Annotated in this window: 28 protein-coding genes and 1 riboswitch; of the genes, 12 read left to right on the top strand and 16 right to left on the bottom strand. The window is 71.5% G+C overall.

What is annotated here, in order from left to right; all coding sequences use genetic code 11:
* Nucleotides 1-59 precede the first annotated feature (59 nt).
* Together ACGFU6_RS17810 and ACGFU6_RS17805 are read right to left on the bottom strand one after the other, a co-directional pair.
* Complete coding sequence (locus ACGFU6_RS17810; protein ID WP_393611779.1) at nt 60-680, bottom strand: dihydrofolate reductase family protein; 621 nt, start codon at nt 678-680, stop codon at nt 60-62.
* 132 nt (nt 681-812) lie between these two features.
* Nucleotides 813-1,004, bottom strand: coding sequence for a hypothetical protein (locus ACGFU6_RS17805; RefSeq protein ID WP_393611777.1), 192 nt, complete (start codon nt 1,002-1,004; stop codon nt 813-815).
* 110 nt (nt 1,005-1,114) lie between these two features.
* Here ACGFU6_RS17805 and ACGFU6_RS17800 point away from each other — a divergent pair, with 110 nt between their 5' ends.
* Nucleotides 1,115-1,861 (top strand): DUF1838 family protein, encoded by a 747-nt coding sequence (locus ACGFU6_RS17800; RefSeq protein WP_393611775.1) that lies wholly within the window; start codon nt 1,115-1,117, stop codon nt 1,859-1,861.
* On the opposite strand, the gene ACGFU6_RS17795 is transcribed toward ACGFU6_RS17800, so the two are convergent.
* Complete coding sequence (locus ACGFU6_RS17795; protein ID WP_393611773.1) at nt 1,845-2,501, bottom strand: GNAT family N-acetyltransferase; 657 nt, start codon at nt 2,499-2,501, stop codon at nt 1,845-1,847. The genes ACGFU6_RS17800 and ACGFU6_RS17795 overlap by 17 nt on opposite strands.
* Nucleotides 2,502-2,626: 125 nt before the next feature.
* Here ACGFU6_RS17795 and ACGFU6_RS17790 point away from each other — a divergent pair, with 125 nt between their 5' ends.
* Together ACGFU6_RS17790 and ACGFU6_RS17785 are read left to right on the top strand one after the other, a co-directional pair.
* Nucleotides 2,627-4,558 carry a protein kinase gene (locus ACGFU6_RS17790; RefSeq protein WP_393611772.1) on the top strand — a complete coding sequence of 644 codons (1,932 nt, stop codon included), beginning with the start codon at nt 2,627-2,629 and terminating at the stop codon, nt 4,556-4,558.
* Nucleotides 4,559-4,843: 285 nt separating this feature from the next.
* Entirely contained in the window at nt 4,844-5,293 is a 450-nt protein-coding gene (locus ACGFU6_RS17785; RefSeq protein WP_393611770.1) for a hypothetical protein, read from the top strand.
* Between the two features lie 269 nt (nt 5,294-5,562).
* Here the strand turns inward: ACGFU6_RS17785 and ACGFU6_RS17780 are convergent, their stop codons facing one another.
* The gene (locus tag ACGFU6_RS17780) at nt 5,563-6,498 is read right to left on the bottom strand and encodes an acetamidase/formamidase family protein (protein ID WP_393611769.1); all 936 of its coding nucleotides are present in this window, start codon (nt 6,496-6,498) and stop codon (nt 5,563-5,565) included.
* A 371-nt stretch (nt 6,499-6,869) separates the two neighbouring features.
* Between ACGFU6_RS17780 and ACGFU6_RS17775 the strand changes: the two genes are divergently transcribed.
* The 3 genes from ACGFU6_RS17775 to ACGFU6_RS17765 all read left to right on the top strand — a co-directional run bounded on the left by ACGFU6_RS17775 (nt 6,870) and on the right by ACGFU6_RS17765 (nt 8,436).
* Entirely contained in the window at nt 6,870-7,217 is a 348-nt protein-coding gene (locus ACGFU6_RS17775) for a hypothetical protein (RefSeq protein ID WP_393611768.1), read from the top strand.
* Nucleotides 7,218-7,299: 82 nt separating this feature from the next.
* Nucleotides 7,300-7,797, top strand: a complete 498-nt coding sequence (locus ACGFU6_RS17770) for a GNAT family N-acetyltransferase (RefSeq protein WP_393611767.1) — start codon at nt 7,300-7,302, stop codon at nt 7,795-7,797.
* Nucleotides 7,798-7,863: 66 nt separating this feature from the next.
* On the top strand, nt 7,864-8,436 hold the full coding sequence (locus ACGFU6_RS17765) for an NADPH-dependent FMN reductase (RefSeq protein ID WP_393611765.1): 573 nt from the start codon (nt 7,864-7,866) through the stop codon (nt 8,434-8,436).
* A 10-nt stretch (nt 8,437-8,446) separates the two neighbouring features.
* Here the strand turns inward: ACGFU6_RS17765 and ACGFU6_RS17760 are convergent, their stop codons facing one another.
* Nucleotides 8,447-9,037, bottom strand: a complete 591-nt coding sequence (locus ACGFU6_RS17760; RefSeq protein WP_393611764.1) for a helix-turn-helix domain-containing protein — start codon at nt 9,035-9,037, stop codon at nt 8,447-8,449.
* 99 nt (nt 9,038-9,136) lie between these two features.
* Between ACGFU6_RS17760 and def the strand changes: the two genes are divergently transcribed.
* A complete protein-coding gene (gene def / locus ACGFU6_RS17755; RefSeq protein ID WP_393611763.1) occupies nt 9,137-9,796 on the top strand; it encodes a peptide deformylase in 660 nt (219 codons plus the stop codon).
* A gap of 25 nt (nt 9,797-9,821) precedes the next feature.
* Here the strand turns inward: def and ACGFU6_RS17750 are convergent, their stop codons facing one another.
* Genes ACGFU6_RS17750 through ACGFU6_RS17740 form a run of 3 tightly spaced genes read right to left on the bottom strand, consistent with a single transcriptional unit; the run spans nt 9,822 to nt 12,517 of the window.
* On the bottom strand, nt 9,822-10,379 hold the full coding sequence (locus ACGFU6_RS17750; protein WP_393611761.1) for a hypothetical protein: 558 nt from the start codon (nt 10,377-10,379) through the stop codon (nt 9,822-9,824).
* A 30-nt stretch (nt 10,380-10,409) separates the two neighbouring features.
* On the bottom strand, nt 10,410-11,009 hold the full coding sequence (locus tag ACGFU6_RS17745) for a TetR family transcriptional regulator (RefSeq protein WP_393611760.1): 600 nt from the start codon (nt 11,007-11,009) through the stop codon (nt 10,410-10,412).
* Nucleotides 11,006-12,517 (bottom strand): MFS transporter, encoded by a 1,512-nt coding sequence (locus ACGFU6_RS17740; RefSeq protein WP_393611759.1) that lies wholly within the window; start codon nt 12,515-12,517, stop codon nt 11,006-11,008. The genes ACGFU6_RS17745 and ACGFU6_RS17740 overlap by 4 nt, the downstream gene beginning before the upstream one ends.
* A 185-nt stretch (nt 12,518-12,702) precedes the next feature.
* Here ACGFU6_RS17740 and ACGFU6_RS17735 point away from each other — a divergent pair, with 185 nt between their 5' ends.
* On the top strand, nt 12,703-13,005 hold the full coding sequence (locus ACGFU6_RS17735; protein ID WP_393611758.1) for a hypothetical protein: 303 nt from the start codon (nt 12,703-12,705) through the stop codon (nt 13,003-13,005).
* Between the two features lie 113 nt (nt 13,006-13,118).
* Here ACGFU6_RS17735 and ACGFU6_RS17730 read toward each other — a convergent pair whose 3' ends face one another.
* Nucleotides 13,119-14,501 carry a DUF445 domain-containing protein gene (locus ACGFU6_RS17730; protein WP_393611757.1) on the bottom strand — a complete coding sequence of 461 codons (1,383 nt, stop codon included), beginning with the start codon at nt 14,499-14,501 and terminating at the stop codon, nt 13,119-13,121.
* Between the two features lie 144 nt (nt 14,502-14,645).
* Here ACGFU6_RS17730 and ACGFU6_RS17725 point away from each other — a divergent pair, with 144 nt between their 5' ends.
* Nucleotides 14,646-15,890 (top strand): SGNH/GDSL hydrolase family protein, encoded by a 1,245-nt coding sequence (locus tag ACGFU6_RS17725; RefSeq protein WP_393611755.1) that lies wholly within the window; start codon nt 14,646-14,648, stop codon nt 15,888-15,890.
* Nucleotides 15,891-15,943: 53 nt separating this feature from the next.
* On the opposite strand, the gene ACGFU6_RS17720 is transcribed toward ACGFU6_RS17725, so the two are convergent.
* The 4 genes from ACGFU6_RS17720 to ACGFU6_RS17705 form a co-directional block, all read right to left on the bottom strand.
* The gene (locus tag ACGFU6_RS17720; RefSeq protein ID WP_393611754.1) at nt 15,944-16,648 is read right to left on the bottom strand and encodes a DUF1707 domain-containing protein; all 705 of its coding nucleotides are present in this window, start codon (nt 16,646-16,648) and stop codon (nt 15,944-15,946) included.
* Between the two features lie 84 nt (nt 16,649-16,732).
* Nucleotides 16,733-17,815, bottom strand: a complete 1,083-nt coding sequence (locus ACGFU6_RS17715; protein ID WP_393611901.1) for an ATP-binding cassette domain-containing protein — start codon at nt 17,813-17,815, stop codon at nt 16,733-16,735.
* 29 nt (nt 17,816-17,844) lie between these two features.
* Complete coding sequence (locus ACGFU6_RS17710) at nt 17,845-18,714, bottom strand: ABC transporter permease (RefSeq protein ID WP_393611753.1); 870 nt, start codon at nt 18,712-18,714, stop codon at nt 17,845-17,847.
* Nucleotides 18,707-19,507 (bottom strand): ABC transporter permease, encoded by an 801-nt coding sequence (locus ACGFU6_RS17705; protein WP_393611752.1) that lies wholly within the window; start codon nt 19,505-19,507, stop codon nt 18,707-18,709. The genes ACGFU6_RS17710 and ACGFU6_RS17705 overlap by 8 nt, the downstream gene beginning before the upstream one ends.
* Before the next feature lie 169 nt (nt 19,508-19,676).
* On the opposite strand from ACGFU6_RS17705, the gene ACGFU6_RS17700 reads away from it, so the two are divergent.
* Complete coding sequence (locus ACGFU6_RS17700; protein ID WP_393611751.1) at nt 19,677-22,163, top strand: transglycosylase domain-containing protein; 2,487 nt, start codon at nt 19,677-19,679, stop codon at nt 22,161-22,163.
* Between the two features lie 52 nt (nt 22,164-22,215).
* Here ACGFU6_RS17700 and ACGFU6_RS17695 read toward each other — a convergent pair whose 3' ends face one another.
* The 3 genes from ACGFU6_RS17695 to ACGFU6_RS17685 form a co-directional block, all read right to left on the bottom strand.
* Nucleotides 22,216-22,536, bottom strand: a complete 321-nt coding sequence (locus ACGFU6_RS17695; RefSeq protein ID WP_024491021.1) for a multidrug efflux SMR transporter — start codon at nt 22,534-22,536, stop codon at nt 22,216-22,218.
* A gap of 38 nt (nt 22,537-22,574) precedes the next feature.
* Nucleotides 22,575-22,639, bottom strand: a riboswitch (guanidine-III (ykkC-III) riboswitch).
* 55 nt (nt 22,640-22,694) lie between these two features.
* Nucleotides 22,695-23,033 carry a co-chaperone GroES gene (locus tag ACGFU6_RS17690; RefSeq protein ID WP_024491022.1) on the bottom strand — a complete coding sequence of 113 codons (339 nt, stop codon included), beginning with the start codon at nt 23,031-23,033 and terminating at the stop codon, nt 22,695-22,697.
* An 88-nt stretch (nt 23,034-23,121) separates the two neighbouring features.
* Nucleotides 23,122-23,442, bottom strand: a complete 321-nt coding sequence (locus tag ACGFU6_RS17685) for a DUF3618 domain-containing protein (protein ID WP_393611750.1) — start codon at nt 23,440-23,442, stop codon at nt 23,122-23,124.
* Between the two features lie 127 nt (nt 23,443-23,569).
* On the opposite strand from ACGFU6_RS17685, the gene bcp reads away from it, so the two are divergent.
* Complete coding sequence (gene bcp, locus ACGFU6_RS17680; RefSeq protein ID WP_123525780.1) at nt 23,570-24,037, top strand: thioredoxin-dependent thiol peroxidase; 468 nt, start codon at nt 23,570-23,572, stop codon at nt 24,035-24,037.
* Between the two features lie 142 nt (nt 24,038-24,179).
* The gene (proP, locus tag ACGFU6_RS17675; RefSeq protein WP_393611748.1) at nt 24,180-25,676 is read left to right on the top strand and encodes a glycine betaine/L-proline transporter ProP; all 1,497 of its coding nucleotides are present in this window, start codon (nt 24,180-24,182) and stop codon (nt 25,674-25,676) included.
* The last annotated feature ends 62 nt before the right edge of the window (nt 25,677-25,738 follow it).

Here is a 25,738-nt window from a genome sequence, read left to right as displayed (position 1 = left end):
ACGGATGCCCTGATCTCCGGGTTCCTGGCCGGAATCGGCTGAGGAGCGGGGTCAGCCCCTCAGTCCGTGACTGAGATGGTCACAATCGTGGTGGCGCGGTCGTACGTCAGGAACAACGCCCCGCTCGCCAGGACCTGGTGATCCGTGAGCGTCCACGCGTTCGGGTCGAACGTGGCCTTGCCGGAGAAGAGCGGAATGCCGGCGCCGAGGGTCATCGGGCTCAGTTTGACGATCAGCGTGTCGATCTCGGAGTACAGGGCGCCCGCGAGCTCACCGCCGCCGACCAGCCAGATGGCCTTGCCCTCCTCCCGCTTCAGCTCCCTGACCCGCGCCACCGGGTCGTCCGCCACGACCTCCACCGAGGGGTCGGGGCTCTCGCCGAGCGTCCGGGAGAACACGAGGTGCCGCAGATGCGGATAGGCGTCGGTCACCCCTGCCCGGAGGCCGACCTCGTAGGACCTGCGCCCTTCCAGGACGGTGTCGAAGTGCCTGCCCGGAGCCGAGATGGACAGCGCGGTACGGGCGGGCCCCGGCAGGGTCTCCGGGTACTCCGCGATCACGTGCGCGATGTAGTCGTCCGGGATCGGCCAGAACCCGTCCGGACCGGTGGGGTCGGCACCGTCCGGGCCGGCAATGAAACCGTCCAGGGTTGAGGCGATGTAGTACACGAGCTTGCGCACGGAGTCCCCTTCGTCCACGGTGGCCGCCACGGGACGGGCGAACCTGCGAGTTCATGATCAAACAGGCCCACCCGTCACGCAACGGGAATCGCGGCTTCCGTGCTCACCCGCGTCGCGGGACGCGGGACGCCGTCAGCAGTGCGGGAGACCGGGCGCCGGGTCCACGTCGGTGAAGACGCGGGACGCCGGGATGTAGCCGTAACTCCCTTGGTCGTCAACGTTGGTGTAGTACCAGACGGTGTTGCCGCCGGCCGCCGGGGATCCGAGTTCTGCGGGGCGGGCCGCGAGCTCCGCACGGATGCCGGTTCGGTACGTGTTCCCCACGCCCGCGTGACGCGCCCGGGATCGAATCGCGTCCCGCAGGCGTGGCCGCTTCGGGCCCGTCCTGGGTGTTTCACGCCCGGCGCGGGCCTCGGCCGCGCAGAGTAGGGCGTATGACGACACCCGCAGAGCTGCTCCGTTCCTTCGCCCGCACCCGCGCCTCGCTCGACGGCGAGGAGGTCACGTACTGGTGGTCCGGCGACGTGTACGCCTGGTCCCCCGACGAGCCCTACCAGCGCGTCTTCGGCTTCGAGGGGCTCAACGTCTCCCGGCTGGTCCAGGATGCCGAGGCCGGTCCTGACGCCTACCAACTGCTCACCCGCGAGGCCGCGTTCTACCTGGACCCCGCCAGCCGCGAGATCCTGGAGACCTGGCAGGACCAGCCCGTGGTGCACGTCTGGAACGACCCGGCGAACCAGAAGTGGCGCCCCTTCCCGATCCCGACGACCGAACTCGGCGGGCAGGTCTGCTTCAGCCTGGAGATCCCGCTCGCCTACCCCTCACCGCTGCCGGTGGCCCAGTACCCCCTCCACTCGGCCGGTGACACGTACAAAGCCCTGGAGCTCTTCCAGTTCTTCGCCGACCGGGCCGACCTGGCCGGCCCGGCGCCCAGCGTCCCGGCCACCATGTCGTGGACCCGTATGTCCCCGTGGCTCCCGTGGATGGCACGCGGTCAGCGGCCGGGCGGGCTCACCTTCCACTGCCGGGGCCGCAAGCTCGGCTCCTACGACGAGGTCCCCGAGCGCACCCGCGCCTACATCGCCGCCCACCAGCCGGAGTTCGCCCACGCCCCGGAGAAGTGGAGCGAGCCGAACGAGACCAGCTGGACGTACTTCCGCAAGCTCAACCCGCCGGAGTAGCCGCCGTCCCGGACCCGGACCCGGAGCCGGAGCCGGAGCCGGATTCGGATTCGGAGCCGGAGCCGGAGCGGACCCGGGCATGGAGGTGCACGTCGTGCCGGCCGTCCGCGTGCAGCCACGCCCCGCGCCGGATGCCCTCCGCCTCGAATCCGGCCTTGACCGCCACCCGGCAGGACGCGTGGTTGGCGGTGGCGTGCTCCAGTTCGACGCGGTGGAAACCGCGCTCGTACAGCGCCCAGCGGGTGGCCACCGATGCCGCCCGGGGACACAGGCCCCGGCCGCGCGCCGACGGAACGATCCAGTAGGCGAGTTCGGCCGTGCCGCCCTGGAGGTCGAAGGACTTCAGGGCGACCCTGCCCAGGAGTGAGTCGCTCTCCGCGTCGGCCAACGCCCAGTGGGCGCCCCTCTCGGAGGGCCATGCGCTCCGCCACTCCTCGATCCAGCCCCGCGCCTCCGCCACCGAGTCGGCCCGCCGCAGGTGCCAGTGCTGGATCGCCGGGTCCAGGAACGCCTCCCGTACCGCTGCGGCGTCGGTGGGCAGCCACGGACGCAGCAGTGCCTCGGCGGTGACGGGCAGGGTGGGCTGGCCGGTCGCGGCCAGTACACCGGCGGGCATCGCGGGAGCAACCAGGTACGGCATGAGGCGAATTGTCACAGACGCGGTTCCGCCGCACCGGCCCGCCCCGGAAGCTCCGGCGCCACCCGGCCCGGATTTGGATAAGGTGCCGTTTCGACAGCAGCGCTCTGCGGGGGAGATACGAGTTCATGAGCGGTCAGCAGCCAAGCGGGGGCAGCGCCTCCCAGGTCTTTCAGCCACTAACCGCCGACGACCCGGCCACCATCGCCGGGTACCGGCTGGCCGCCAAGCTCGGTGCGGGCGGCATGGGCAAGGTGTACCTGTCGTACACGCCCGGCGGGCGGCCCGTGGCCATCAAGGTGATCCGGCCCGAGTTCGGTGAGGACCCCGAGTTCCGGCGGCGGTTCGCCCAGGAGGTGCAGTCCGCACAGCGCGTGCAGGGGCTGTTCACCGCGCCGGTCATCGACGCGGACACCAAGGGCGCCCAGCCGTGGCTGGCCACCGCCTACGTGCCCGGCCCCTCGCTCGCCGACTCGGTCGTCGCGCACGGGGCGCTGCCGGTCGAGGCCGTCCTGCTGCTGATCGCCGGCATGGCCGAGGCGCTCCACGTCATCCACGGCGCGGGCATCGTGCACCGCGACCTCAAGCCGTCCAACGTGCTGCTCGCCGCGGACGGCCCCCGCGTCATCGACTTCGGCATCGCGTACGCGGCCGACGCGACCTCGCTCACCGGCAGCGGCGTCACCATCGGCACCCCGTCGTTCATGGCACCGGAGCAGGCCGCCGGGCGCCGGGTCACCCCGGCCACCGACATCTTCGCCCTCGGGCAGGTCGCGGCGTTCGCGGCGGCGGGGGCGCCCGCCTTCGGTGAAGGGACCTCGCACGGGGTGCTCTACCGGATCGTCCACGAGGAGCCCGACCTCAGCCGAGTTCCGGAACGGCTGATGGAGCTGGTCAGCCGGTGCCTGGCCAAGGACCCGGAGGCCCGGCCGTCGGTCGCCGAGGTGATCGAGCTCTGCCAGACCGCGAACGCGGAAACGGTGCTGCGGCGCCCCGAGGACTGGCTGCCGAGCCCGGTCGCCGCCGACATCACCGTACGAGCGGCGGCCCCGGCCCCCGCCCAGACACCGCCGCCTCCGACCACCGCGCCGACCGCGGCTCCCGGCCCGGCCGCGTACTCGCCGACCACTCCGGCGGCACCGAGCACCCCGCCTCCGGGCTTCGGTCCGGCGCCGACCCCGCCGCCGGGCCAGTACGCCGATACGTCCCAGACCGGCTACCCCCTCCAGGCACCGCACTCGCAGCCGACCCAGCCCACCCACCCGGGCCGGCCGGGTCCGCAGGGCCACCCCGGGCAGCAGTACCCCTCGGGGCCTCAGCCGCATCTCCAGCACCAGAACCCGGCCCACACGTCCGGCCAGTTCCCCGCCCAGGCGCAGACCCACCCCGGGCACGTGCCGCCGCAGGGGCAGCAGACCCACCTCACTCCCCCGCCTCCGAAGCGCCGCGGCGGCCGGATCGCCGTCATCGCCATCGCCGCCGCGCTGGTCTTCGCCATCGCGGGTGCCGGAGCCGCGTACTACGTGCTCAAGGACGACGGGAAGGAGACGCAGAACAACGCCTCCCCGTCGAACAGCACCTCCCCCAAGGCCGAATCCTCGCCGGACGCCGCCGATACGCCGTCGGGCGATGACAAGGCCGGCGAGCCCGATGCCGAGCCGACCCCGCAGGCCGACCCCGAACCCGCCGAGTACAAGTCCATCAACCTCACCGAGGGCTACCACCTGACGCTCGGCGACGAGGACCTCCGGCCGCAGGACGGCGAGGACCAGGGGTACGAACTGTCCTACGACAGCGGCGGTTACCTCGACGCGGAGAGCGAAGGGGGCAAGCTGGTCCTGCTCGATCCGGGACAGGTGGGCTCGCTGGCCGCCTGCCGCGCGGAGACCCGGTTCGCGCAGAACATCCCCGTGGACAAGCTCTCCAAGGGGCGCCAGGTCTGCATCACCACGGGCACGGGCCACATGGGCCTCCTGACGTACCAGGGCCACTCGTCCGAGGACTCACCCAGTACGTACATGACGGTGGACGTGACCGTCTGGCGCAACGCGACGGGCTGAGCGGCCGGGCCCGGCTCAGGGTGTGCGGCGGGTACGGGGAGCGTGACGCGGGGGGACCGGGCCCAGGCCCGGGAGACGGCTACAAGATCGAGTACGTGGAGAAGACGCGCTCCGGGGAGTGGGACTGGCCACGCCCCGGCACGGCGCTGAAGGACGGACCTGGGCGGAGCAGTCCGGAAGGCGCATGAACTCCGGACGGAACAGAAATGAACTGGGCGAGCCGGTCCCCCCGAACGGACTGAGTGAAAGGCCGCAGCACGTGCGCAACGGAAAGCGCAAGAAGAAATGACCACGATTGAACGGCTGTGGGAGGACGAGCACGAGCTTCCCGCCGAGGACGGCCTCTACTTCGCCGACGGGCGTTCCTACGATGTCGCCCTCACCTCCGGAACGCCTGCGGGCCTCACGGTGCTCGAGCCCTTCGACGTCGACGCGATACTGGCGGATGCCCCGTCCTGGGTCTCCGCGGTGAGCGGGCTCGCCGTCGCGGAACTGGGAGACGGGGGGCTCCTGTGGGGCGGCGAGGGCTCGATGGGTGCGGATGGATTCCTCGCCAGGCTGACTGCTGACCGAAAGCTGATCTGGGCGGTCTTCTTCTCGGACTCGAACCCGTTCGACCGGATCCGGGTGTCGGGGCACGTCGCTACGTTCCACTCGACCGCGGAGTTCGAGCTCGCGGTCGACATCGACGATCCCCGGACTCCGGTGGCACGAGAGCCCGTGATCAGCCACTGAAGGCCCGGCCCGTGTCCCGTCCAGGGCGCAGACCTGTCCCGGGCCCTTCCGCCCAGGCGCAGCAGAGCCACCTCACGCCCCCGCCCCGAGGCGCCGCGGCAGCCGGATCGCCGTCATCGTCATCGCGGGCGCCGGAGCCGCGTTCCACCCCGTACGTGCATGACGGTGGACGCGACCTTCTGGCGCGACGCGGGCCAGTGAGGGTGAAGTTGCGCGGGTGAGGGGCGACAGAGCGGATGCTCCCTCTCGGCCCTCACCTGCGGCGCCGGCTACCTCCGCGCCTGCGCCCCGCCCAACAGAGCCCGCTCCACATGGGCCGACACCACCCAGTTCGGCGCGTCCACGATCTCGGAGATCTTCAGGTCCGCCGCCACACTCGCCAGCAGGTAGGCGTCCTCCGGGACGAGGCCCGTCCGGGCCGAGATCTCGTCGATCAGCGCGCGGACCGCGTCCTTCGCCGCCGCCATCAGATGCGGCCCGATGCCCGTCGTGGCCAGGGCGGCGCCGGTCCTGGCGCTGACCGGGTCCGTCTCGATCACCGGGGTGCGGGGCGCCGCGCCCTTGCGGACGTCCACCCGCAGCCGCACCGTCGCCGCCGTCTCCACGCCCGTACCGCAGACCTCGCCGTCGCCCATCGCGGCGTGCGCGTCGCCCGCCGAGAGCAGGGCGCCCGCCACCCCGACGGGCAGGATGAGCCGGGCGCCGGGGCCGATGTGGCGGATGTCCATGTTGCCGCCCCAGCGGCGGGGCGGGATGACCGAGTGCGGTCCCGGCTCGGGCGGCGCGACGCCGATCGTCCCGATCATCGGCACCACCGGGATGCGCAGGCCCGGCAGCAGTTCGGCGTACCCGTCGGCGATCGTCGAGATGCGCAGGTACGGGTCGGGGAAGTCGTCCGTGAGCAGTCCGAATCCGGGCAGGCAGGCCGTCCAGCCCCACTCCCCGACCTGTACGTCGAGGATGTCGACGACCAGCGCGTCACCGGGCTCGGCCCCGGTCACGTACAGGGGGCCGGTGACGGGATTGAGGGTGCCGAAGTCGAGCTCGGCGAGGTCTGCGGCGGTCGACGAGGCGGTCAGCTGACCGCCACCCGCGTCCTGGAACTCCAGGACCGCCTCGTCGCCGGGGGCGAGCGTGGCGACGGGCTTGACCGTCCGGTCCCAGGCGTGGTGCACCTGTCCGCGGTGGATGCTGAAATCACTCATGAACGGCGGGGCCTCCAGGTCGGGTTCGGTGTGGCGTGCGCGGTTGCTGCGGCTCCGCCGATCCTGGCGCGGCCGTGCGGGTTGCACAACACGGCCGGGCTCACGGGCCGGGCTCACGGGCCGGGCTCACGGGCCGGCCGCCGTGGAGCGTGACCCGGATGGCCGTCGGCGAACCGATTCGGCGGTTCCCGTTCGGGTGAGCCGTACAGCGACCGAGTGAACCGGCGGCCCGGCGGGGCCGGTGCCGGGACAGACTCGGGCGGAACGATCTTGCTTCGTTCCGCCCCGGCCTCGAAACGGCCCGAACGGCCCGAACAGCCCGTGCGGCTCGAACGAACCGCACGGCGAACCCCACAAGGAGTGCCCCCACCATGCGACTTCGTACCACTGCGGCCGCCGCCCTCGGCGCCCTCGCGCTCGTCGTCAGTCTCCCCGGCTCCGCGAGCGCGGCCGAAGGCGAGTTCGCCTACACGTACACCACCCCGCTCGGACACCGGCAGGCGGTCGCCCTGCTCGCGCCGCCCAGCCGGGACTGCGTCACCCTGCCCGGAGTCGCGGACCCGAACACCTCGGACCCGGCCGACAAGCCCTGGAACAACACCGATGCGACCGCGACGGTCTTCACCGGCCCGGACTGCACCGGCGACCACTACACCCTGCGCCCCAACGGGGGCAACGCCTCCAGCCGGCTCAAGCTCCGGTCGGTCGTCTTCAGCTGATCCGGCTCCGGGCGGGGCGGGGCGGGGGCGGTGCGGCCGATATCGGCAGGTGCCCGGCCGGCCGCGCAGGTAGGTTGCGGGGATGTCCTCCTCGCCCCGCCTCACCACCGTCACCTCGGACAACGTCGAGGAGGCCTGCGCCCTGCGGGTCCGCCCCGAACAGGACGGGCTCGTGAAACCGGTCGCCTGGTCACTCGCCCAGGCCTACGCCTCGCCCGAGACGGCGTGGCCCCGGCTGATCGTGGACGGTGAGCGGATCGTCGGCTTCGTGATGGCCTTCCTCGACGTGCGTTTCCACCCCGGGCAGCCGGGCGACCGGCCCCGCTCCGGGCTGTGGCGGCTGAACATCGACGCCGGACAACAGACCCGGGGCTACGGCCGGTTCGCGGTGGAGGCCGTCAACGACGAGCTGCGGCGCCGCGGGCAGACACGTACGACCGTCACGTACGTGCCCGGCGCGCACGGGCCCGAGGAGTTCTACCGGAAGCTGGGATTCCGGTCGACCGGTGAGCTGAGCGGCGACCAGGTGGTCGCCGAACTGGAGCTGGAGCCGCTCCCGGCCCCGGTCCCGGCTCGGTGACCTCAGGCCGGGACCGGCCCGCGCAGGGACGGGAATGAGCGGCCGGGTCCGGCGGGTTGTCGGGGCATGTCGACGCCACGCGTGATCCTTCTGCTGTCCGGAAGCCTGCGGTCCGGTTCCTCCAACGAGACGGTGCTGCGCACCGCGCGGGCGGTGACGCCCACTGGGGTGCGGGCCGTGCTCCACGAGGGGCCCGCGGCCCTTCCGCACTTCAACCCCGATGACGACGTCGAGCCGCTGCCGGAACCTGTGGCCCGGCTGCGCGCGGCGATCGACGCGGCCGACGCCCTGCTGATCTGCACCCCGGAGTACGCGGGGACCCTGCCGGGGGCGTTCAAGAACCTCCTCGACTGGACGGTGGGCGGTAGCGAGATCTGCGACAAGCCGGTCGCCTGGGTCAGCGCGGCCGCACCGGGTCGCGGCCTGGGCGCGGAGGCGACGCTGCGCACCGTGCTCGGCTACACGGGCGCCGTCGTCGTCGAGGACGCCTGCGTACGGGTTCCGGTGGACCGGCAGGCGGTCGGCCCGGACGGGATCATCACGGAGGCGGGCGCCCGGGAGCGGCTCGCGAAGGTGCTCGCGGTGCTGGCGGAATCCGCTTCGGACGCGGACGCGGATACGGGGACGGGGACGAAGTAGTCGTCAGCCGTCAGGCCGATTGCGGGCGGCCGGGGTTGTCGGCCAGCAGCGGAAACAGCCTGGTGACCACCGCCACGGCCTCGGCGCCTGCGGGGCGGGCCCCGGGGTGGTCCTCGCGGTCGCGATAGGCAGCCAGCAAGTCACGCACGGAGGAGGCGAGTTCGGCCGTCTCCGCCGGGGTGAGGTGGACGACGGCACTGAAGGACGCGCCCTGCCGCCACCCGGCCGGCGCCCGGTCGCGGTGGCTCAGCCAGTGCTGGTGGCTCTCGTCCTCCAGTCCGCGTGCGAGCGCGTCGAACTCCGCGCCCCTCCCCCGGTCCTGCTGCTCGCCCGAGGGTTCCCAGCGCAGCCGCCACGGCCGCACCCGGCCGCCCTTGTGCGGCGCTTCCTCGATGAGGCCGTGCGCGGCGAGCTGGCGCAGGTGGAACGAGCAGAGTCCGGAGCTGTGGCCGAGGCGGGTGGCGGCCTCGGTGGACGTCACCGTGCCGGCCTCCGCGAGCAGATCGAGCAGGGCTACGCGGACGGGGTGGTCCGGGAGCGGTTTGCGGGCCCGGTACGGCAGGGGCCCCGTGGACTCGGCTTGACGCTTTTCATCGCTCATTTTGCAAAGAGTGCTACTTTGCAAAGCATTCGGTCAAACCGGCCGTCCCGGCCGCCACGCGGCCGACTCCCCTGTGTGCGGAAGGCGTTGGTCATTCCCATGGCCGCTCGGTTCGACGACATCTCGCGGGAACGCCGGGTACACGTGCAGGGCGTACCCGTCGACGCCTTCCCCCGGTTCGCGCCGGAGGCCGAGCGGGGCTCGGTGCGCCGGATCACCGTCGTCGGGGAGGAGGCCCTGCGCCGCCCGTGCCGGGAGGTCACCGAGTTCGGCTCCGCCGGACTCTCGCGGCTGGTCGACGACATGTTCGCCACCAACCAGGTCGCGGAGGGAGCCGGGCTCGCCGCCAACCAGGTCGATGTGGACCTGCGGCTGTTCATGTGGGACATCACGGACGACTGGGGGGTGCGCCATGTCGGGCACATCGCCAATCCGGTCCTGGACGAGGTGCCGCCCGAGGAGCGCAGGCTGGTCGAGGAGTCCGAGGGGTGCCTGTCCGTCCCCGGCCCCTACCGGATGGTGGCCCGGCTGGACCGTACCGTCGCACGCGGCCGGGACAAGGACGGCAATCCGCTGGTGATCGAGGGCCGAGGCTACTTCGCCCGCTGCCTCCAGCACGAGACGGACCACCTGCGCGGCCATCTCTATCTGGACCGGCTGGCGCAGCGGGAGCGGAAGACGGCCCTGCGCGAGATGGCCGCCGCCAAGGACGAGACGTTCGCCCGGCGCGCCGCACTGGCCGCGAAGCTGGGCAAGTGACCGCCCGGCCCGGGGTCAGGGCCGGTCAGCGGTAGTCCTCCGGGTGGCCCTGCATCCAGGTGTTGACGCGGTCGCGGGTGCCGACCAGGTCCTTGAAGTGCTTCTCCAGGTTGGCCGTTGAGGTGTCGCCGGCCAGCGTGGTGCGGAGCTTCGCCGTCCACTCCAGGGGCTCCTTGAAGTGGCCGGGGCCCTGCGGGTCCACCTTCATCGAGGCGTCCAGGCCGGTCAGTTCCTCGTTCACCCGGCCCAGGAAGTAGTCGCAGTCCCCGGTGCCCGGGGTGCAGGTGTCGTTGAGGGTGGCCTGGAGGCCGGCGAAGGCGTCCCGCACCAGCTCGGGTCCGGGCGTCACGTCCGCCGCCGGCACCGCGTCCCCCTCGGCCTCGCCCGTTCCGGCCGGTTGAGCGGCGGCTTCGGCCGATTCCGCCCGGTCGGCCGACTCGTACACCGACGGGGCCACCTGCGGGACGTCACTCCCGGGCCCCTGCGACGTGGTCGCTTCGGTGCAGCCCGCCAGCGCTGTCACCAGGGCCGCCGCCACGGCCAGTGCCGAGGCATGTCTGTGGGCGTGCTTACGGTCTGACACAAGAGGCCCCCTCGTCGGATGGCCCAGACCTTACCTCGGGCCCCGGGCCGCCCAGCCCGTGATCAGCTTCTGGAGCGCGGGGGCGTAGAGGTCGGCGATGTGTTCCGGGGTGGCCAGGGCGCCGGCTCCCTCGCGGTGCAGGCTGAGGGTGGCGCCGAGGCCGAGCAGGTGTCCGGCCAGGAGCTCGGCGCGCAGGGACCGGTCCGGGCCGGAGAGCCGGGCGGTCAGGGCGTCGGTGACCTGTTCGTGGAACCGGTCGCGCAGCAGTGAGCGTTCGTCCTGGTTGCCGAGGGAGAACACCACACGCAGGAGCGGGTCGGACTTGAGCTCGCGGCGCCGGACCACCAGCGTGACGACCATGTGGCGGCCCAGCAGGGCGAGCGGGGCGTCGAACAGTTCGGCGGCGGCCGGGCCGAAGTCGGCCACGGTGTTGAACAGCTCCTCCTTGCGGCCGAAGTGCTTGACCACCAGGGCCGGGCTCACCCCGGCGTCCGCGGCGATCTGGCGGATCGTCACCTCGGCGTACGGGCGCTGCGTGAACGCCCGCCGGGCCGCGCGCAGGATCGCACCCCGTCCGGTGCCCGCGTCCGCGGACCCGGTGGCCGGTGCGGTGGCCTGGCCGCCGGTCATGCGCCCTCCTGGATCTGTGTTGGCCGTACACCGCCTTCGCGGATGTCCGGCGCCTTGCGGCTCTCCTTGACCGTACCCGCCCCGGCCTGCTTGTGGCCCGGCAGGAACAGGGTGACGACCAGGGCGGCGAGCGCCGCCCCCGCCGCGATCACGAAGACCAGCTGGTACGCGTGCAGGGTCGGAGCCGTACGTCCTCCCGCCTGGAACGTGATGTTGGCCAGGACCGCGGCGACCGTCGCACTGCAGAAGGCCTGTCCGATCGACCGCATGAGGGTGTTGAGCCCGTTGGCCGCCCCGGTCTCGCTGACCGGGACTCCGCGCATCACCAGGGCGGGCAGGGCCGAGTAGGCGATCGCCGTGCCCGAGGCGACGACGGTGGCCCCGGCGACGATCAGCCACAGGCTGTGGCTGGTGAAGTAGCGCACCCCGTAGCCGACGGCGATGATCCCGGCCGCCAGCGCGAGGCTGACCTTCGGGCCGCGCCTGGCCGATATCCGGGCCGAGACGGGCGAGAGCGCCACCATCGCCACACCCCCGGGCAGCAGGCACAGCCCGCTGACGACGAGGGAGGCGCCGAGCCCGTAACCGGTGGCCTTCGGCTCCTGCACCATCTGGGCGGTGACCAGCGAGTTCGCGTAGAACGCGAAGCCGATCAGCAGGGCGGCGATGTTGGTGAGCAGCACGGCCGGGCGGGCGGAGACCCGCAGGTCGACCATGGGCGTCGCGACGCGGAGCTCGTACGCGCCCCAGAGCAGCGCCACCACGACGGCCGTCACGAGCAGGCCCACCGTACGGACCGAACCCCAGCCCCAGTCGGCGCCCTGGGTGACCGCGAGCAGCAGGCAGACCAGCGCGGCGGACAGGCCGAGCGCGCCGACGGCGTCGAAGCGGCCCCGGCTGCGCAGCGGGGATTCCGGCACACAGCGCAGGACCAGCGCGATGTCGATGAGTCCGATCACGCCGGAGACCCAGAACATCGTGTGCCATTCGAAGTTCTCGATGACGACGGCGGCGACCGGCAGCCCGACGGCGGCGCCGATCCCGAGCGTGGAGCTCATCAGCGCGACGGCGGACAGGACGCGCTCGGGCGGCAGCTCGTCGCGCAGGATGCTGATGCCCAGTGGTACGACGGCGATCGCCGCACCCTGGAGGGCGCGGCCGGTGATCAGGACCCCGATGTGCGAACTGACCGCGCAGAGCACCGAGCCCACCACCAGCACCGCGAGCGAGGCGACGAGCACCCGCCGCTTGCCGTACATGTCACCGACCCGGCCCAGGACCGGGGTGAAGACCGCGCCGGTGAGGAGCGTGACGGTGACCAGCCAGCTCGCCGCGGCGGGGGTGGCGCCGGTCAGCGCGGGGATGTGCGGGAGCAGCGGGACGACGATCGTCTGCATGACCGCGACCACGACACCGCAGAACGCCAGCACGCCGACGGCGAAGCGGGGGTGCGGGGCCTGGACTGCGGGGGGCGCGGCATCGGCTGGGACGGGTATGTCCGCGGGCATGGCTCTCCGTACGGTGCTCGGCGGCAAGGCGGGGGTGTACGTGCGTTCACCCCCCGGAGTACTAGGGTAAACGCACGTACACCCCCTCGGCGACGGGTCGCCCGAAAGCCGCGTTAGCCTCGGTTCCGGTATCCGGGCCCGAGAAGCGGTACCGGACGACGGACGCGAAGGTGGAGGTGGCCGCGATGGCGAGGATTCCGGCAACGGCAGTGGCGGCGGGCGGACTGGTCGGCGGGTACGCCGTCGCGCGGTGGACCAGGAAGCGTCCGCTGGGCGGGGTCGCCCTCGCCGCCGCGGGCACCGCGGCGGCGTACGAGTGGAACCGGCAGGCCGGGGCGCGGGCCGCCGTCGGGCTGACCACCGCCTACGTCGCCGCCTTCGCGGGATCGCACCCGCTCGCCAAGCGGATCGGGGCGTGGCCCGCGGTCTTCACCGTGGCGGGCACGGTGGCCGCCGCGTCCTGGGCGGTCACGCGGCGCGCGGCCTGATCCCGGGGTGCGGGTGCGCCCGGGGGCGCCCGCACCGGGCGAGGCGCGGGTGCACCCCGGGGGGCGGTTGTCCTCAATCGCCGGACGGGCTTGGAATTGCCGGATCGCCCGGGTCAGCCTCCCAGCGCTCGCGACACCGTGTAGATCGCCAGCCCGGCCAGCGCGCCCACCACCGTGCCGTTGATGCGGATGAACTGCAGGTCGCGGCCGATGTGGGCCTCGATCTTCTTCGAGGTCTGCTCCGCGTCCCAGCCGGCCACCGTGTCGCTGATCAGCGACGTGATCTCCGTCCGGTACGTCGTCACGACGTACACCGCCGCGTCCTCCAGCCAGCCCTCCAGCTTCGCCTGGAGACGGCCGTCCGTCGCCAGCCTGGCGCCCAGGGACATCAGGGAGGCGCGGGCGCGCAGGCGCAGTTCGCTCTGCTCGTCCTCGGCCGCCGCGATGACCATCGTGCGGACCGAGGACCAGGCGGACGCGATGACGTCCTGCACCTCGCCGCGCCCCAGCACCTCCGACTTCAGCCGCTCCACCCGGGCCCGGGTCTCCGAGTCGGTCTGCAGGTCGGCCGCGAAGTCCGTCAGGAACGTGTCGATCGAGCCGCGCGCCGGGTGCCCCGGCATGTCGCGCATCTCCGTGAGGAAGCGCAGCAGTTCCTTGTAGACCCGCTCCCCCACCCGCTTGTCCACGAACCGGGGCGTCCAGCCCGGCGCACCGCCCTGCACCGCGTCCATCACCGAGTCGCCGTGCATCACCAGCCAGTCGTGAGCCCGGACACACACCAGGTCCACCACCTTGCGGTGGCCGCCGTCGGCGACGACCGTCTCCAGCATCTTGCCGAGGCTCGGGCCGACCTCCGCCGCGTTCGCCCGCCGGGTGATCGCCTCACCCACCACGGCCTGCACATCCGAGTCGCGCAGCACGGTCAGCGCACCGCGCAGCGCGGTCGCCAGCTCGGCCGTGACCCGGTCCGCGTGCTCGGGTTCCGCGAGCCACGCCCCGACCTTGCCGCCGATGCCCAGGGAGTGAATCCGCTCCCGTACGACATCGCCCGACAGAAAGTTCTCGCCCACGAAGGAACCGAGAGAGGCCCCGAGCTGGTCCTTCTTGGTGGGAATGATGGCGGTGTGCGGAATCGGCAGGCCGAGCGGACGCTTGAAGAGTGCCGTGACGGCGAACCAGTCGGCCAGCGCACCCACCATGCCCGCCTCGGCGGCCGCGGCGACGAAGCCCGGCCAGCCGCCCACCCCCTCGTTCTTCGCCCAGGTGGCGAGGACGTACACGAGCGCGACCAGCAGAAGGAGGCCCGTGGCCGTGGTCTTCATACGGCGTACGCCGCGACGCTTCTCCTCGTCCGCCGCCGTGTACGCGAACGAGGCCAGGGAGGCGGGGCGGCGGGTCCCCGCGCTCCTGCCGCCCGTGCCCGAAGCCGCGCCTTCGGCCGCCGCCGTACCGGTGTCCCGCTCGCCGGTTCCGGTGTCTTCGATCCGTTCCATCCGCTCCACCCGTCCGCGTACGCATCGTCCCCCGACGCCCCGTACGCATTGTCCTTACCCGACCTACTCCCGGGCCGCACGTTGAGTTCCCCGCGCCCTGCCGCATCATGGAACCGGCCCGCCAACAAAGGAGACACACCGCACATGCCCAGGCGCCAGGGGTACGCCCTGCTCATAGCTCTCGTGACCGGCACCGCCGCGCTCGCCGCCGTCGTGGCGTTCGCCGGCTCGATGCTGTTCTCCGGGCCCCGGGCGAAGGCCTCCGCGTCCGCCGCACCGCAGAGCACGGCCCGGCCGCCGGCGGCTCCGGCGCACTCCACCGGACTCTGGCTCGCCACCTGGGCGGCCGCACCCGTCCTCGGAGCCACCGACCCGAACCACGACCAGGACCTGACCCACCGCACCATCCGCAACGTCGTGCACACCAGCGTCGGCGGCAACGCCGCCCGCATCACCCTCTCCAACCTCTTCGGTACGCGGCCGCTGCTGGTCGACGACGTCACCGTGAACACCCGCCCGGTGACGTTCCGCGGGGCCCCGGCCACCACCATCGGCGTGGGCGGGAAAATCGTCAGCGACCCCGTCGTCGTCCCGGTCGCCGCCGACTCCGACCTCGTCGTCACCCTGCGCACCCCGACCGCCCGGGGCCCGATCACCGTGCACCCCAACAGCCACCAGAGCTCCTACGTGGAGACCGAGCAGGGCACCTGGCGCAGCACCGTCTGGCGCTACCTGACCGCCGTGGACGTGCGCAGCACGACAGCCGCCGGGACCGTCGTCGCGCTCGGTGACTCGCTCACCGCCGGCACCGGGTCCACCACCGACGCGAACAGCCGCTGGCCCGACGTCCTGGCCGACCGGATGAACGGCCGGTACGCGGTGGTGAACCAGGGCATCGGCGGCAACCGCATCCTGCACGACGGCATCGGGCCGCGCGCCCTCGACCGCTTCCGGCGCGATGTGCTGGACGTCAGCGGCGCGAAGACCGTCATCATCGCCCTCGGCATCAACGACGTGCAGGGCTTCCCCCAGCAGACCGACCCGCAGCGGATCACAGACGCCCTGCGCACCATGACGCGGCAGGCCCACGCGCACGGGATGCGGGTCGTCGGCGCGACCCTGATGCCGTACGACGGCTACCGCAGCTGGACCCCCGCGCAGGACGCCGTGCGCAACCGGGTCAACGAGACGATCCGGGCCGGCGGGGTCTTCGACCAGTTCCTGGACTTCGACCGCGAGATGCGCGACCCGGGCCACCCGTACCGGCTGAACCCCGCCTACGACTGCGGTGACCACCTCCACCTGAACGACGCGGGCTACCAGCGTCTGGGCTCCCTGGTGAACCCGGCCGACCTGGTACGCGTCCGGCCGTCGTCCGACGCGCTCTGAGGAACGCCGGGGCGGCGGGGCGGCGACAGGGGGAGAGGGCGGCGAGGCGGGGGCTACCGGCCGACCGCCCCCGTCCCCCCGTCGCCCTTCTCCAGCCGGCCGCGTGAGCGCTCCGCGTCCCGCAGCCGCTGCTTCTCCGCCCTGCTCCGCTTGCGCTCCACGCCCACGCCGCCCATCAGCGCGAAGCCGGTGACCCGCACCCGGGGGGAGTCCGGGGCCGGGACGCCCTCGTCCTTCGTGCTCTCCCCGAAGCCGCCCATGACTCCGATGCCCCGGACCTCGACGTTCAGGTCCGACGGAACCGTCACCTGCATACCGCCCATGATCGCGAAGCAACGGATGACCACCTCACGGTCCTCGAAGTTCGCCTCGCGCAGATCGATCTCACCGCCGCCCCACATCGCGAAGGCGGTGAACTTCCGGCCGACGGTCCAGTTGCCCCGGCGGCGGAACCCGCCCCAGAACGCGAAGGCACCGCCCGACGTCGCGGGCTTGCCCACCCGGTCCGGCCAGCGCGCCATCGAACCGGTCAGGACCTGCCCCGCGGGCGCCACCGGCGCCACCGCCGCGCCGACGGCCGGGAGGTCGCGGACGATCGGCTCCAACTCCCCGTGCGTGCGGGCCTTGTAGGTGGCTTCGAGGCGCTGCTCGAACTCCTCCATCTCCAGCCGGCCCTCGGCCACCGCCTCGCGCAGAGTCTCGGCGATACGTTCACGCTCGGCGTCGGAGGCACGCATGTCCGGAAGTTCGCTAGTCATAGGGCGCAGCCTATTGAAAGCCCGGACTTCCGTCACCGGACCACCTGCCCGCATCCGGCCCCCGCGGCCGAACCGGCGGCCGGTCTACGCGGCCGGCCCCGCATCCGGCCCAGTGGTCGACTGCTTGGCCGGCTGCTTGGTCGACGCGTACATCTTCGCGATCACGGCCTCGATGTCGGGCTCCCGCACCGAGAGATCCACCATCGGGTACTCCGCGGCGATCCGCGCCACCAGGGGCGCCGCCGACGCGGACGCCGGGAACGCCAGCCACTGCCGCGGCCCCTCCACCTTCACCGTGCGCACTGTGGGCTCCGACTCCAGCCGGATCGGCGGGAGTTCGCGCTCCAGATCGACCACCAGCGTCCGCTCGCTCTCCCCCACCTCGTGCAGCCCGGACAACGCCCCGTCGTACATCAGACGGCCGTGGTCGATCACCATCACCCGCCTGCACAACTGCTCGATGTCCGTCAGATCGTGAGTGGTGAGCAGCACCGTCGTACCGCGCTCCGCGTTCAGGTCCCGCAGGAATCCACGCACCTTGGCCTTCGACACCACGTCGAGACCGATCGTCGGCTCGTCGAGGTACAGCACCTCCGGATCGTGCAGCAGGGCCGCCGCGATGTCGCCGCGCATCCGCTGCCCCAGCGAGAGCTGCCGCACCGGGACGTCCAACAGCTCCTCCAGGTCGAGGAGTTCGACGCAGCGCTCCAGGTTGGCCCGGAAGCGGGCGTCGGGCACCCGGTACATCCGGTGGACCAGCCGGTACGAGTCGCGCAGCGGCAGGTCCCACCAGAGCGTGGTGCGCTGCCCGAAGACCACCCCGATCCGGTGCGCCAGCCTCGTACGCTCACGGGAGGGGTCGATGCCCGCCACCCGCAGCGAGCCGCCGCTCGGGGTGAGGATGCCCGTCAGCATCTTGATCGTCGTCGACTTCCCCGCCCCGTTGGGGCCGATGTAGCCGACCATCTCACCGCGCGCCACCCGGAAGCTGATGCCGTCGACGGCCCGCACCTCGCGGCGTTCGCTGCGCAGGAAGCCCGTGCGGCGGCGGACGTCGAAGACCTTCTCCAGACCGTCCAGTTCGATGAAGCTCTCGCCGGTGTCACTGCCGATGCCGGTGTCACTGTCGATGCCCGTGTCACTGTCGATGCCGGTGTCCGTACCCATGTCCGATGCCCCGCCCCGCTCGATGTCCGTCAACTTCCCGTACTCCGGTACGCCCGCAGACCCGCGCGCCAGGCCAGGCCCGCGACCGCCCAGCACAGCGCCGCCACCACCGGCGGCAGGAACGCCACCCAGTCCGGCAGGTCCAGCGGATAGTCCCGGCCCAGCACATACAGGGCCGGCAGCCAGTTCACGAACGCCAGCGGCACGACGAACGTGACCCCGCGCACCAGATCCTGCGCGAAGACCGTCGGCGGGTACTGGAGCAGCGTGTTGCCCCCGTACGTGAAGGAGTTCTGCACCTCCGAGGCGTCCTGCGCGAAGAACTGGAACGCCGCCCCGGCCACGAACACCGCCCCGAAGATCGCCGCCCCGCTCAGCAGCATCAGGGGCACCATCAGCACCCTCGCAACGGTCCAGTCGATGTCCAGGGTCACCAGCGCGTAGCCCAGCACCAGCGCCCCCTGTGTGATCCGCCCCAGCCTGCGCAGCGCGAAGCGGTCCGCCGCCACCTGCGCGATCACCGGAACCGGTCGCACCAGCAGCGTGTCCAGCGTCCCGTCCCGGACCCGCCGGCCCAGCCGGTCCATCGACCCCATCACCAGGTCCGCCAGTCCGAACGCCGTACCCGCTGCCCCGTACAGCAGGGCGATCTCCGGCAGCGTGTAACCGCCCAGCACGTCCACGTGCGAGAACATCAGCATGATCGCGACGAAGTCGAACGCCGTCGCCGCGAAGTTGCCGAACGCCGTCATCACGAACGACGCCCGGTACGCCATCGTCGAGCGCAGCCACATCGCGGCGATCAGCCCGTACGCCCTGACCCCCTCGACCACCCGCGACCGGGACTCGAACACCGCGGCGGGCGCCTCCGCCACGACCGCCTCCAGCGCCTCAGCCACCCTGGACCACCACCCTCCGTGTCGCCGCCGACTGCAACAGCCGCCCCGCCAGCAACAACGCGAGCGCCCAGCCGGCCTGGAACCCGTACGCCTGCACCAGACCCCACCCCGTGCGCTTGCCCAGGAAGACATCCGCGGGCACCTGGAGCAGCGCCGACCACGGCAACGCCCGCGCCACCTCGCCCAGCAGCCCGGGGAACAGGTTCAGCGGCAGCAGCAGCCCGGAGAAGAACATCCCCGCCAGGGACGCGATCTGCGCCACCCCCGCCCCGTCCAGCAGCCAGAACGCGGACAGCGCCACCAGATAGCGGATCGAGAAGCTCACCACGACCCCCAGTCCCACCGAGACCAGGAACGCCGGCCAGATCCCCGGCGAGGTGGGCAGCGCCAGATCGAAGGCCATCGACCCCAGCAGCATCGGCACGATGCCGCGCCCCAGCAGATGGAACGAGGCACGCCCCAGATCGCCTGCCAGCCACCACAGTTGAAGATCGATCGGCCGGTAGAGATCGACCGCGACATCCCCGGTACGGATCCGCTCCACCAGCTCTTCCTCGAAACCGCCGCCCATCATCGCGCACGTCATCAGCAGCGCCTGGCCCAGCCACACGTACGTGAGCGCCTGCGGCATGTCGTAGCCGCCGAGCTGCGGCCGCTCGTCCCACAGCGCCACGTAGGTGTACGCCATGATGAATCCGAAGACGGTGTTGGTGAAGATCCCCGCGACCGTCGCGATCCGATACGTGGCATAGCGCCGGAACCCACCCGCCGCCACCACCGCATAGAGCCGCACCGCACCCCACCCCCCGGTAACGAACGCCGCCCGCGAGCGGCACCAAAGCGCACGAGCCTAGTCCAGCCGGGGCAGCCGCCGCGACCGCTTTTCGGGGCAGATCCGGTGGTTATACCGGAGAAAAGGGCACTATGGGGGAACTGACCGCGGCCGAGGAGTCTGCACCGACATGAGCGACGAGCCACAGCAGCAGAACGGGGACCCCGACCCCAGGGGCTGGCGCCCCAGAGACCTGCCTGCCGACGCTGCCGCCCCCGGAGACGAGCCCGGCCGGACCGGAAGCGACCGGACCGGGGAGACGGGAGAGAGCGGGGAGCCCGGCGGAACCGCGGCGACCGGCGGGACCGCGGCGACCGGCGCCAAGCAGAAGAAGCCCAAACGCCCCAGACGCACGGGCTGGCGCCGCGCACTGCCCACCTGGCGGATGGTGCTCGGCGGCATCCTCCTCATCGCCCTGGTCCTGATCGGCGGCTTCATCGCCGGGTACCAGCTCGTCGACATCCCCTCCGCCAACGCCAGCGCCACCGCCCAGTCCAACGTCTACCTCTACAAGGACGGCAGCGTCATCGCCCGCGACGGCGAGGTCAACCGGGAGAACGTCAAGCTCGCCCAGGTCCCCCGCCCCGTCCAGCACGCCGTCCTCGCCGCCGAGGACCGCGACTTCTACTCCGAACGCGCGGTCGACATCAAGGCGATGTTCCGGGCCGGCTGGAACACCCTGACCGGCAAGGGCAAACAGGGCGGCTCGACCATCACCCAGCAGTACGTCAAGAACTACTACCTGGGCCAGGAACAGACCGTCGGCCGCAAGATCAAGGAGTTCTTCATCGCGATCAAGCTCAACCGCGAGGAATCCAAGAACCAGATCTTCGAGGGCTACCTCAACACCAGCTACTTCGGCCGCAACGCCTACGGCATCCAGGCCGCCGCCCAGGCCTACTACAGCAAGGACATCGGCGACGTCACCACCGCCGAGGGCGCCTACCTCGCCTCCCTGCTCAACGCGCCCAGCGCGTACGACGTCATCACCCACCCCGAGAACAAGGCCGCCGCCGTCGCCCGCTGGAACTACGTACTCGACGGCATGGTCAAGGAGGACTGGCTCGGCGCCGCCGAACGCGCCGCCATGACCTTCCCCCCGCCCGGCCGGGTCAAGCCCGCCAACAGCCTCTCCGGACAGCGCGGCTACATCATCCAGGCCGTCGAGGACTACCTCGTCCGCAACGACGTCCTCGACGAGAAGACCCTCGCCACCCGCGGCTACCGGATCACCACCACGCTGGAGAAGAAGAAGCAGGACGCCCTCGTCGAAGCCGTCGACGACAACGTCATGTCCAAGACGAGCAAAGACCGCAAGGCCGACCGCAACGTCCGCGTCGGCGGCGCCTCCATCGACCCCGCGACCGGCCGCGTCGTCGCCATGTACGGCGGCATCGACTACACCAGGCAGTACGTCAACAACGCGACCCGCACCGACTACCAGGTCGGCTCCACCTTCAAGCCGTTCGTCTTCACCTCAGCCGTCGCCAACGACTCAACCACCCAGGACGGCCGGCGCATCACCCCCACCACCATCTACGACGGCACCAACAAGCGCATGGTCCAGGGCCCCGACGGACCCACCGGCTACGCCCCCGCCAACGAGGACGACAAGAGCTACGGGCCCATCACCGTCAGCACCGCCACCGACAAGTCCGTCAACGCCGTCTACGCCCAGATGGCCCAGGACGTCGGCCCCGGCAAGGTCCGCCAGACCGCCGTCGACCTCGGCATCCCCAAGGACACCCCCGACCTCACGGCGTCCCCGTCGATCGCGCTCGGCCCCTCGACCGCCAGCGTCCTGGACATGACCGACGCCTACGCAACCCTCGCCGGCCACGGCAGACACGGCGCCCACGTCCTCGTCGACAAGGTCACCAAGGACGGCGTGGCCGTCAGACTCCCGGACCGGAGCACCGAACAGGCCGTCAGCCGCCAGGCGGCCGACACCACCACCTCGATCCTGCGGAGCGTCGTCGACGGCGGCACCGGAACCGCCGCCCAGGGCGCCGGCCGTCCCGCCGCCGGCAAGACCGGCACCGCCGAGGAGGACAAGGCCGCCTGGTTCGCCGGCTACACACCCGAACTGGCCACCGTCATCGCCGTCATGGGCCAGGACCCCACCACCGGCGTACAGAAGCCGCTCTACGGCGCGCTCGGGCTGCCCCGCATCAACGGCGGCGGCGCACCGGCCGAGACCTGGGCCCAGTACACCGGCGCCGCGCTGCGCGGCGCCCCCGTCCAGGACTTCACGCTCGACCTGGAGAGCGGCGCCGACGAAACCGAACTGCCCAGCACGCAGAGCAGTTCACCCGGCAACACCCGTCAGCCGTCCCGAACCCCCTCCGGCACCACCTCGAACCCCCCGCCCACCACCCCGTCCACCCCGCAGAGCCCGCCTGCCACCACCGGCACACCCACCGGCGGCACCGATGCCGGAGGCACCGACACCGCAGGCGGCACGGACGGCGGGACCGACGGGGGCACGGACGGGGGCACGGACACCGGGGGCGGCGACAGCGGCGGCGGGGACAACGGCGGAACGGGTAACGGCACGGGCACCGCCGGCGGCCTCCTGGAAGGCGCCCGCGGCACCCGCGCCCCCGGCCGCCTGTAGGCGGTACCCGCGAAGTCCCGCCCGGCCCTCTCCACAGACCGGGCGCTACCCGTCAGTGACCCGAAGTCGCCTTCAGCCCCACGACGGCCACCAGCAGCAGACACACGAAGAAGATCCGGGCGGCCGTCACCGGCTCATGCAGCACCACCATGCCCAGCACCGCCGCACCGGCAGCGCCGATGCCCACCCACACGCCGTACGCCGTACCGATGGGCAGCGTCCGCGCCGCATGGGACAGCAACACCATGCTCGCCACGATCCCGAGACCCGTGAACACACTCGGCCACAGCCGGGTGAACCCCTCGGTGTACTTCATCCCGATCGACCAGGCCACTTCCAGCAGACCGGCGATCACCAGCAGAACCCACGCCATGACAGAACCTCCGACGAGACGAACACGCGAACAACACGGATGCGTCGTCTTTGCGAAGCCCGGTACGGCGCGTCTCGTCGGGGTCCCACCACCGTAGCAAAGAACAGGCAAAAGGCCTGGTGACACCGGTCACCAGGCCTTGCACACCACAATCGGGGCTACAGATACAGGCCGGTCGAATCCACCGAGCCCTCGAACCGGTCCGCCGCCACCGCGTGCAGATCGCGCTCCCGCATCAGCACGTACGCCACCCCCCGCACCTCGACCTCGGCCCGGTCCTCGGGGTCGTACAGCACCCGGTCCCCCGGCTCCACCGTCCGCACGTTCTGGCCGACCGCCACCACCACGGCCCACGCCAGACGGCGGCCGACCGCGGCCGTCGCCGGAATCAGGATGCCCCCGCCGGAACGGCGCTCGCCCTCGGGCGAATCGGACCGGACCAGCACACGGTCGTGCAGCATCCGGATGGGCAGCTTGTCGTCCGCGTTCTCGCTCACGCCCCGCAACCTACCTGGCCGACCCGCCACCACACGCCCGAGGGGGCACCCCGGCCGCTCCCCACGCCGGGTCCGCGCCCCGCCCCCGCTACTTCCTGCGCCGCCCCGCGGACACCGTGAGCAGACCCACCACACCCACCGCGAGCAGCGCCGCCGGAACAACCCGCTCCAGCCGCGGCCTGCCGTCCACCGTCACGAACTGGGCCTTCACGTCCGACACCGTCCGGTTCACCGCGACGAACGCCCGCCCGGCCGTCCGGTCCACGGCCTCGGCGGCCTTCGCCTTCGCGTCACCCATGATCGTCTTCGGGTGCACCCGCACCCCGATCTCATCGAGCACCACCGCGAGCTGCTCACGCCTGGTGATGATGTCCGCCTCGATCTGCGCAGGGCTCCTGGCATCCGACACTGCGCCGCCTCCGTGGTCCTCGTCCGGTAAACCTTCATCGACAGTCTGTCAGCTCGGCCGCCCCCGCACCCGGCGGCACCCCTATTACTCTCGGTCCCGTACACCCCACGTACCAACGAGGAGAACCATGAGCGAGCGACTCAAGACCGGCGACACCGCCCCCGCCTTCACCCTCCCGGACGCCGACGGCAACGACATCGCGCTCGCAGACCACAAGGGCCGCAAAGTCATCGTCTACTTCTACCCGGCGGCTCTTACCCCCGGCTGCACCAAGCAGGCCTGCGACTTCACCGACAACCTCGACCTGCTGGCCGGCGCCGGATACGACGTCATCGGTGTCTCCCCGGACAAGCCCGAGAAGCTCGCCAAGTTCCGCGAGAAGGAGAACCTCAAGGTCACCCTCGTCGGCGACCCGTCCAAGGAGACCCTGGAGGCCTACGGCGCCTTCGGCGAGAAGAAGCTCTACGGCAAAACGGTGACGGGCGTCATCCGCTCCACGGTGGTCGTCGACGAAGAGGGCAAGATCGAGCATGCCTTCTACAACGTCAAGGCCACCGGCCACGTCGCGAAGATCATCAGGGACCTGGGGATCTGACACCGGCAGCCGGCGGCCGGGGATTGGGCCGAATGGCCGAAAAAGTGTGATGGACATCCCAATCTCTCGCCGATTCGGTTTGCGACCGCCATGACCGCGCAGAAGCCTTCCCTGGAACACCCACCGAGGAAAGGACCCGGCCATGGCGGCCTCCGACCCCCATCAGGCGGCCGACCCCGAAGCGGTCAAACGCCATCCCGCCCTCTTCCGCGCCATCCGCAAACGGCAGAATCCCAAGCTGCGGCGGACGGACATCACGGTCACGGACGACCAGGCGGTCAAGCGTGCCGTGAAGGCGGCCTCGCTCGGCAACGCCATGGAGTGGTTCGACTTCGGCATCTACTCCTACATGGCCGCGACCCTGGGTCACGTCTTCTTCCCGGGAGGGAGCGACACCACCCAGCTCCTCTCCTCCTTCGCGACCTTCGCCGTCGCCTTCCTCGTGCGCCCTCTCGGTGGCATGTTCTTCGGCCCGATGGGCGACAAGGTCGGCCGCAAGAAGATCCTCGCCCTCACCATGATCATGATGGCGATCGGCACCTTCGCGATCGGCCTCATCCCCTCGCACGGCTCCATCGGCCTCTGGTCGCCCGTCCTGCTCATCTTCTTCCGGATGCTCCAGGGCTTCTCGACCGGCGGTGAGTACGGCGGCGCGTCCACCTTCATCGCCGAGTACGCCCCCGACAAGCGACGCGGCTACTTCGGCAGCTTCCTCGAATTCGGCACGCTCGCCGGCTACGTCGGGGCCTCGGGTCTGGTCACGCTGCTGTACGCGCTCCTCAACGACACCCAGATGGAGTCCTGGGGCTGGCGCATCCCGTTCCTCGTCGCCGGTCCGCTCGGCCTCGTCGGCCTCTACCTGCGACTGCGCCTGGACGAGACCCCGGCCTTCCAGAAACTGGAGGGCGGCACCGCACACGCCACCGAGGCCGCGGACGGCGTCGAGGTGACCGCGAAGGGCGACCTCGCCAAGATCTTCCGCGACTACTGGCCGACGCTGATCCTCTGCATCTGCCTGGTCGGCGCGTACAACATCACCGACTACATGCTGCTGTCGTACATGCCGACGTACCTCTCCGACGAGCTCGGCTACAGCGAGACCCACGGACTGCTCATCCTGCTCGGCGTCATGGTCTTCCTGATGCTGATCATCAGCCAGGTCGGCAAGCTCTCCGACCACTTCGGCCGCAAGCCGCTCCTGATGACGGGCATGCTGGGCTTCCTGATCTTCTCCCTGCCCGCCTTCCTGCTCATCCGGCAGGGCAGCATTCCGGCCGTCTCCCTCGGCATGCTGATGCTGGGCCTCTCCCTGGTCTGCATGCTCGGGACCATGTCCGCCGCCCTCCCGGCCCTGTTCCCCACCCAGGTCCGCTACGGCTCCCTGTCGGTGGGCTACAACCTGTCGGCGTCGATCTTCGGCGGTACGACGCCGTTCGTCATCACGGCCCTGATCAGCGTCTCGGGCACCAACCTGATGCCGGCGTACTACGCGATGGGCGCGGCCGTGGTCGGCGTCATCGCCGTGGCCTGCATGAAGGAAACGGCCAACAAGCCCCTGGACGGCTCGCCGCCCTCGGTGGAGACGAGCGCGGAGGCGGAGGAACTGGTGCACTCCCAGACACCGGATCCGAAGTTCTGACCCCTGCCCCACGCTGCGCGGCCCGTACGGCTTCACTTCGAAGCGGTACGGGCCGTTCCGCA

Source organism: Streptomyces sp. NPDC048462, assembly GCF_043200175.1.
In the GTDB taxonomy this organism is placed as follows: Bacteria; Actinomycetota; Actinomycetes; order Streptomycetales; family Streptomycetaceae; genus Streptomyces.
Note: the sequence above shows the minus strand (reverse complement) of the source record. Positions and strands in the feature narration are given on the sequence as shown.

Bases quoted from the DNA above. Each gene is read 5' to 3' on its own strand.
- ACGFU6_RS17795 (WP_393611773.1), bottom strand. From the start codon at position 2,501: ATGCCGTACCTGGTTGCTCCCGCGATGCCCGCCGGTGTACTGGCCGCG.
- ACGFU6_RS17775 (WP_393611768.1), top strand. From the start codon at position 6,870: ATGCGACTTCGTACCACTGCGGCCGCCGCCCTCGGCGCCCTCGCGCTC.
- ACGFU6_RS17785 (WP_393611770.1), top strand. From the start codon at position 4,844: ATGACCACGATTGAACGGCTGTGGGAGGACGAGCACGAGCTTCCCGCC.
- ACGFU6_RS17770 (WP_393611767.1), top strand. From the start codon at position 7,300: ATGTCCTCCTCGCCCCGCCTCACCACCGTCACCTCGGACAACGTCGAG.
- ACGFU6_RS17760 (WP_393611764.1), bottom strand. From the start codon at position 9,037: ATGAGCGATGAAAAGCGTCAAGCCGAGTCCACGGGGCCCCTGCCGTAC.
- ACGFU6_RS17740 (WP_393611759.1), bottom strand. From the start codon at position 12,517: ATGCCCGCGGACATACCCGTCCCAGCCGATGCCGCGCCCCCCGCAGTC.
- def (WP_393611763.1), top strand. From the start codon at position 9,137: ATGGCCGCTCGGTTCGACGACATCTCGCGGGAACGCCGGGTACACGTG.
- ACGFU6_RS17765 (WP_393611765.1), top strand. From the start codon at position 7,864: ATGTCGACGCCACGCGTGATCCTTCTGCTGTCCGGAAGCCTGCGGTCC.
- ACGFU6_RS17725 (WP_393611755.1), top strand. From the start codon at position 14,646: ATGCCCAGGCGCCAGGGGTACGCCCTGCTCATAGCTCTCGTGACCGGC.
- ACGFU6_RS17735 (WP_393611758.1), top strand. From the start codon at position 12,703: ATGGCGAGGATTCCGGCAACGGCAGTGGCGGCGGGCGGACTGGTCGGC.
- ACGFU6_RS17790 (WP_393611772.1), top strand. From the start codon at position 2,627: ATGAGCGGTCAGCAGCCAAGCGGGGGCAGCGCCTCCCAGGTCTTTCAG.
- ACGFU6_RS17715 (WP_393611901.1), bottom strand. From the start codon at position 17,815: ATGGGTACGGACACCGGCATCGACAGTGACACGGGCATCGACAGTGAC.
- ACGFU6_RS17695 (WP_024491021.1), bottom strand. From the start codon at position 22,536: ATGGCGTGGGTTCTGCTGGTGATCGCCGGTCTGCTGGAAGTGGCCTGG.
- ACGFU6_RS17780 (WP_393611769.1), bottom strand. From the start codon at position 6,498: ATGAGTGATTTCAGCATCCACCGCGGACAGGTGCACCACGCCTGGGAC.
- ACGFU6_RS17720 (WP_393611754.1), bottom strand. From the start codon at position 16,648: ATGACTAGCGAACTTCCGGACATGCGTGCCTCCGACGCCGAGCGTGAA.
- ACGFU6_RS17800 (WP_393611775.1), top strand. From the start codon at position 1,115: ATGACGACACCCGCAGAGCTGCTCCGTTCCTTCGCCCGCACCCGCGCC.
- ACGFU6_RS17745 (WP_393611760.1), bottom strand. From the start codon at position 11,009: ATGACCGGCGGCCAGGCCACCGCACCGGCCACCGGGTCCGCGGACGCG.
- ACGFU6_RS17700 (WP_393611751.1), top strand. From the start codon at position 19,677: ATGAGCGACGAGCCACAGCAGCAGAACGGGGACCCCGACCCCAGGGGC.
- ACGFU6_RS17730 (WP_393611757.1), bottom strand. From the start codon at position 14,501: ATGGAACGGATCGAAGACACCGGAACCGGCGAGCGGGACACCGGTACG.
- bcp (WP_123525780.1), top strand. From the start codon at position 23,570: ATGAGCGAGCGACTCAAGACCGGCGACACCGCCCCCGCCTTCACCCTC.
- proP (WP_393611748.1), top strand. From the start codon at position 24,180: ATGGCGGCCTCCGACCCCCATCAGGCGGCCGACCCCGAAGCGGTCAAA.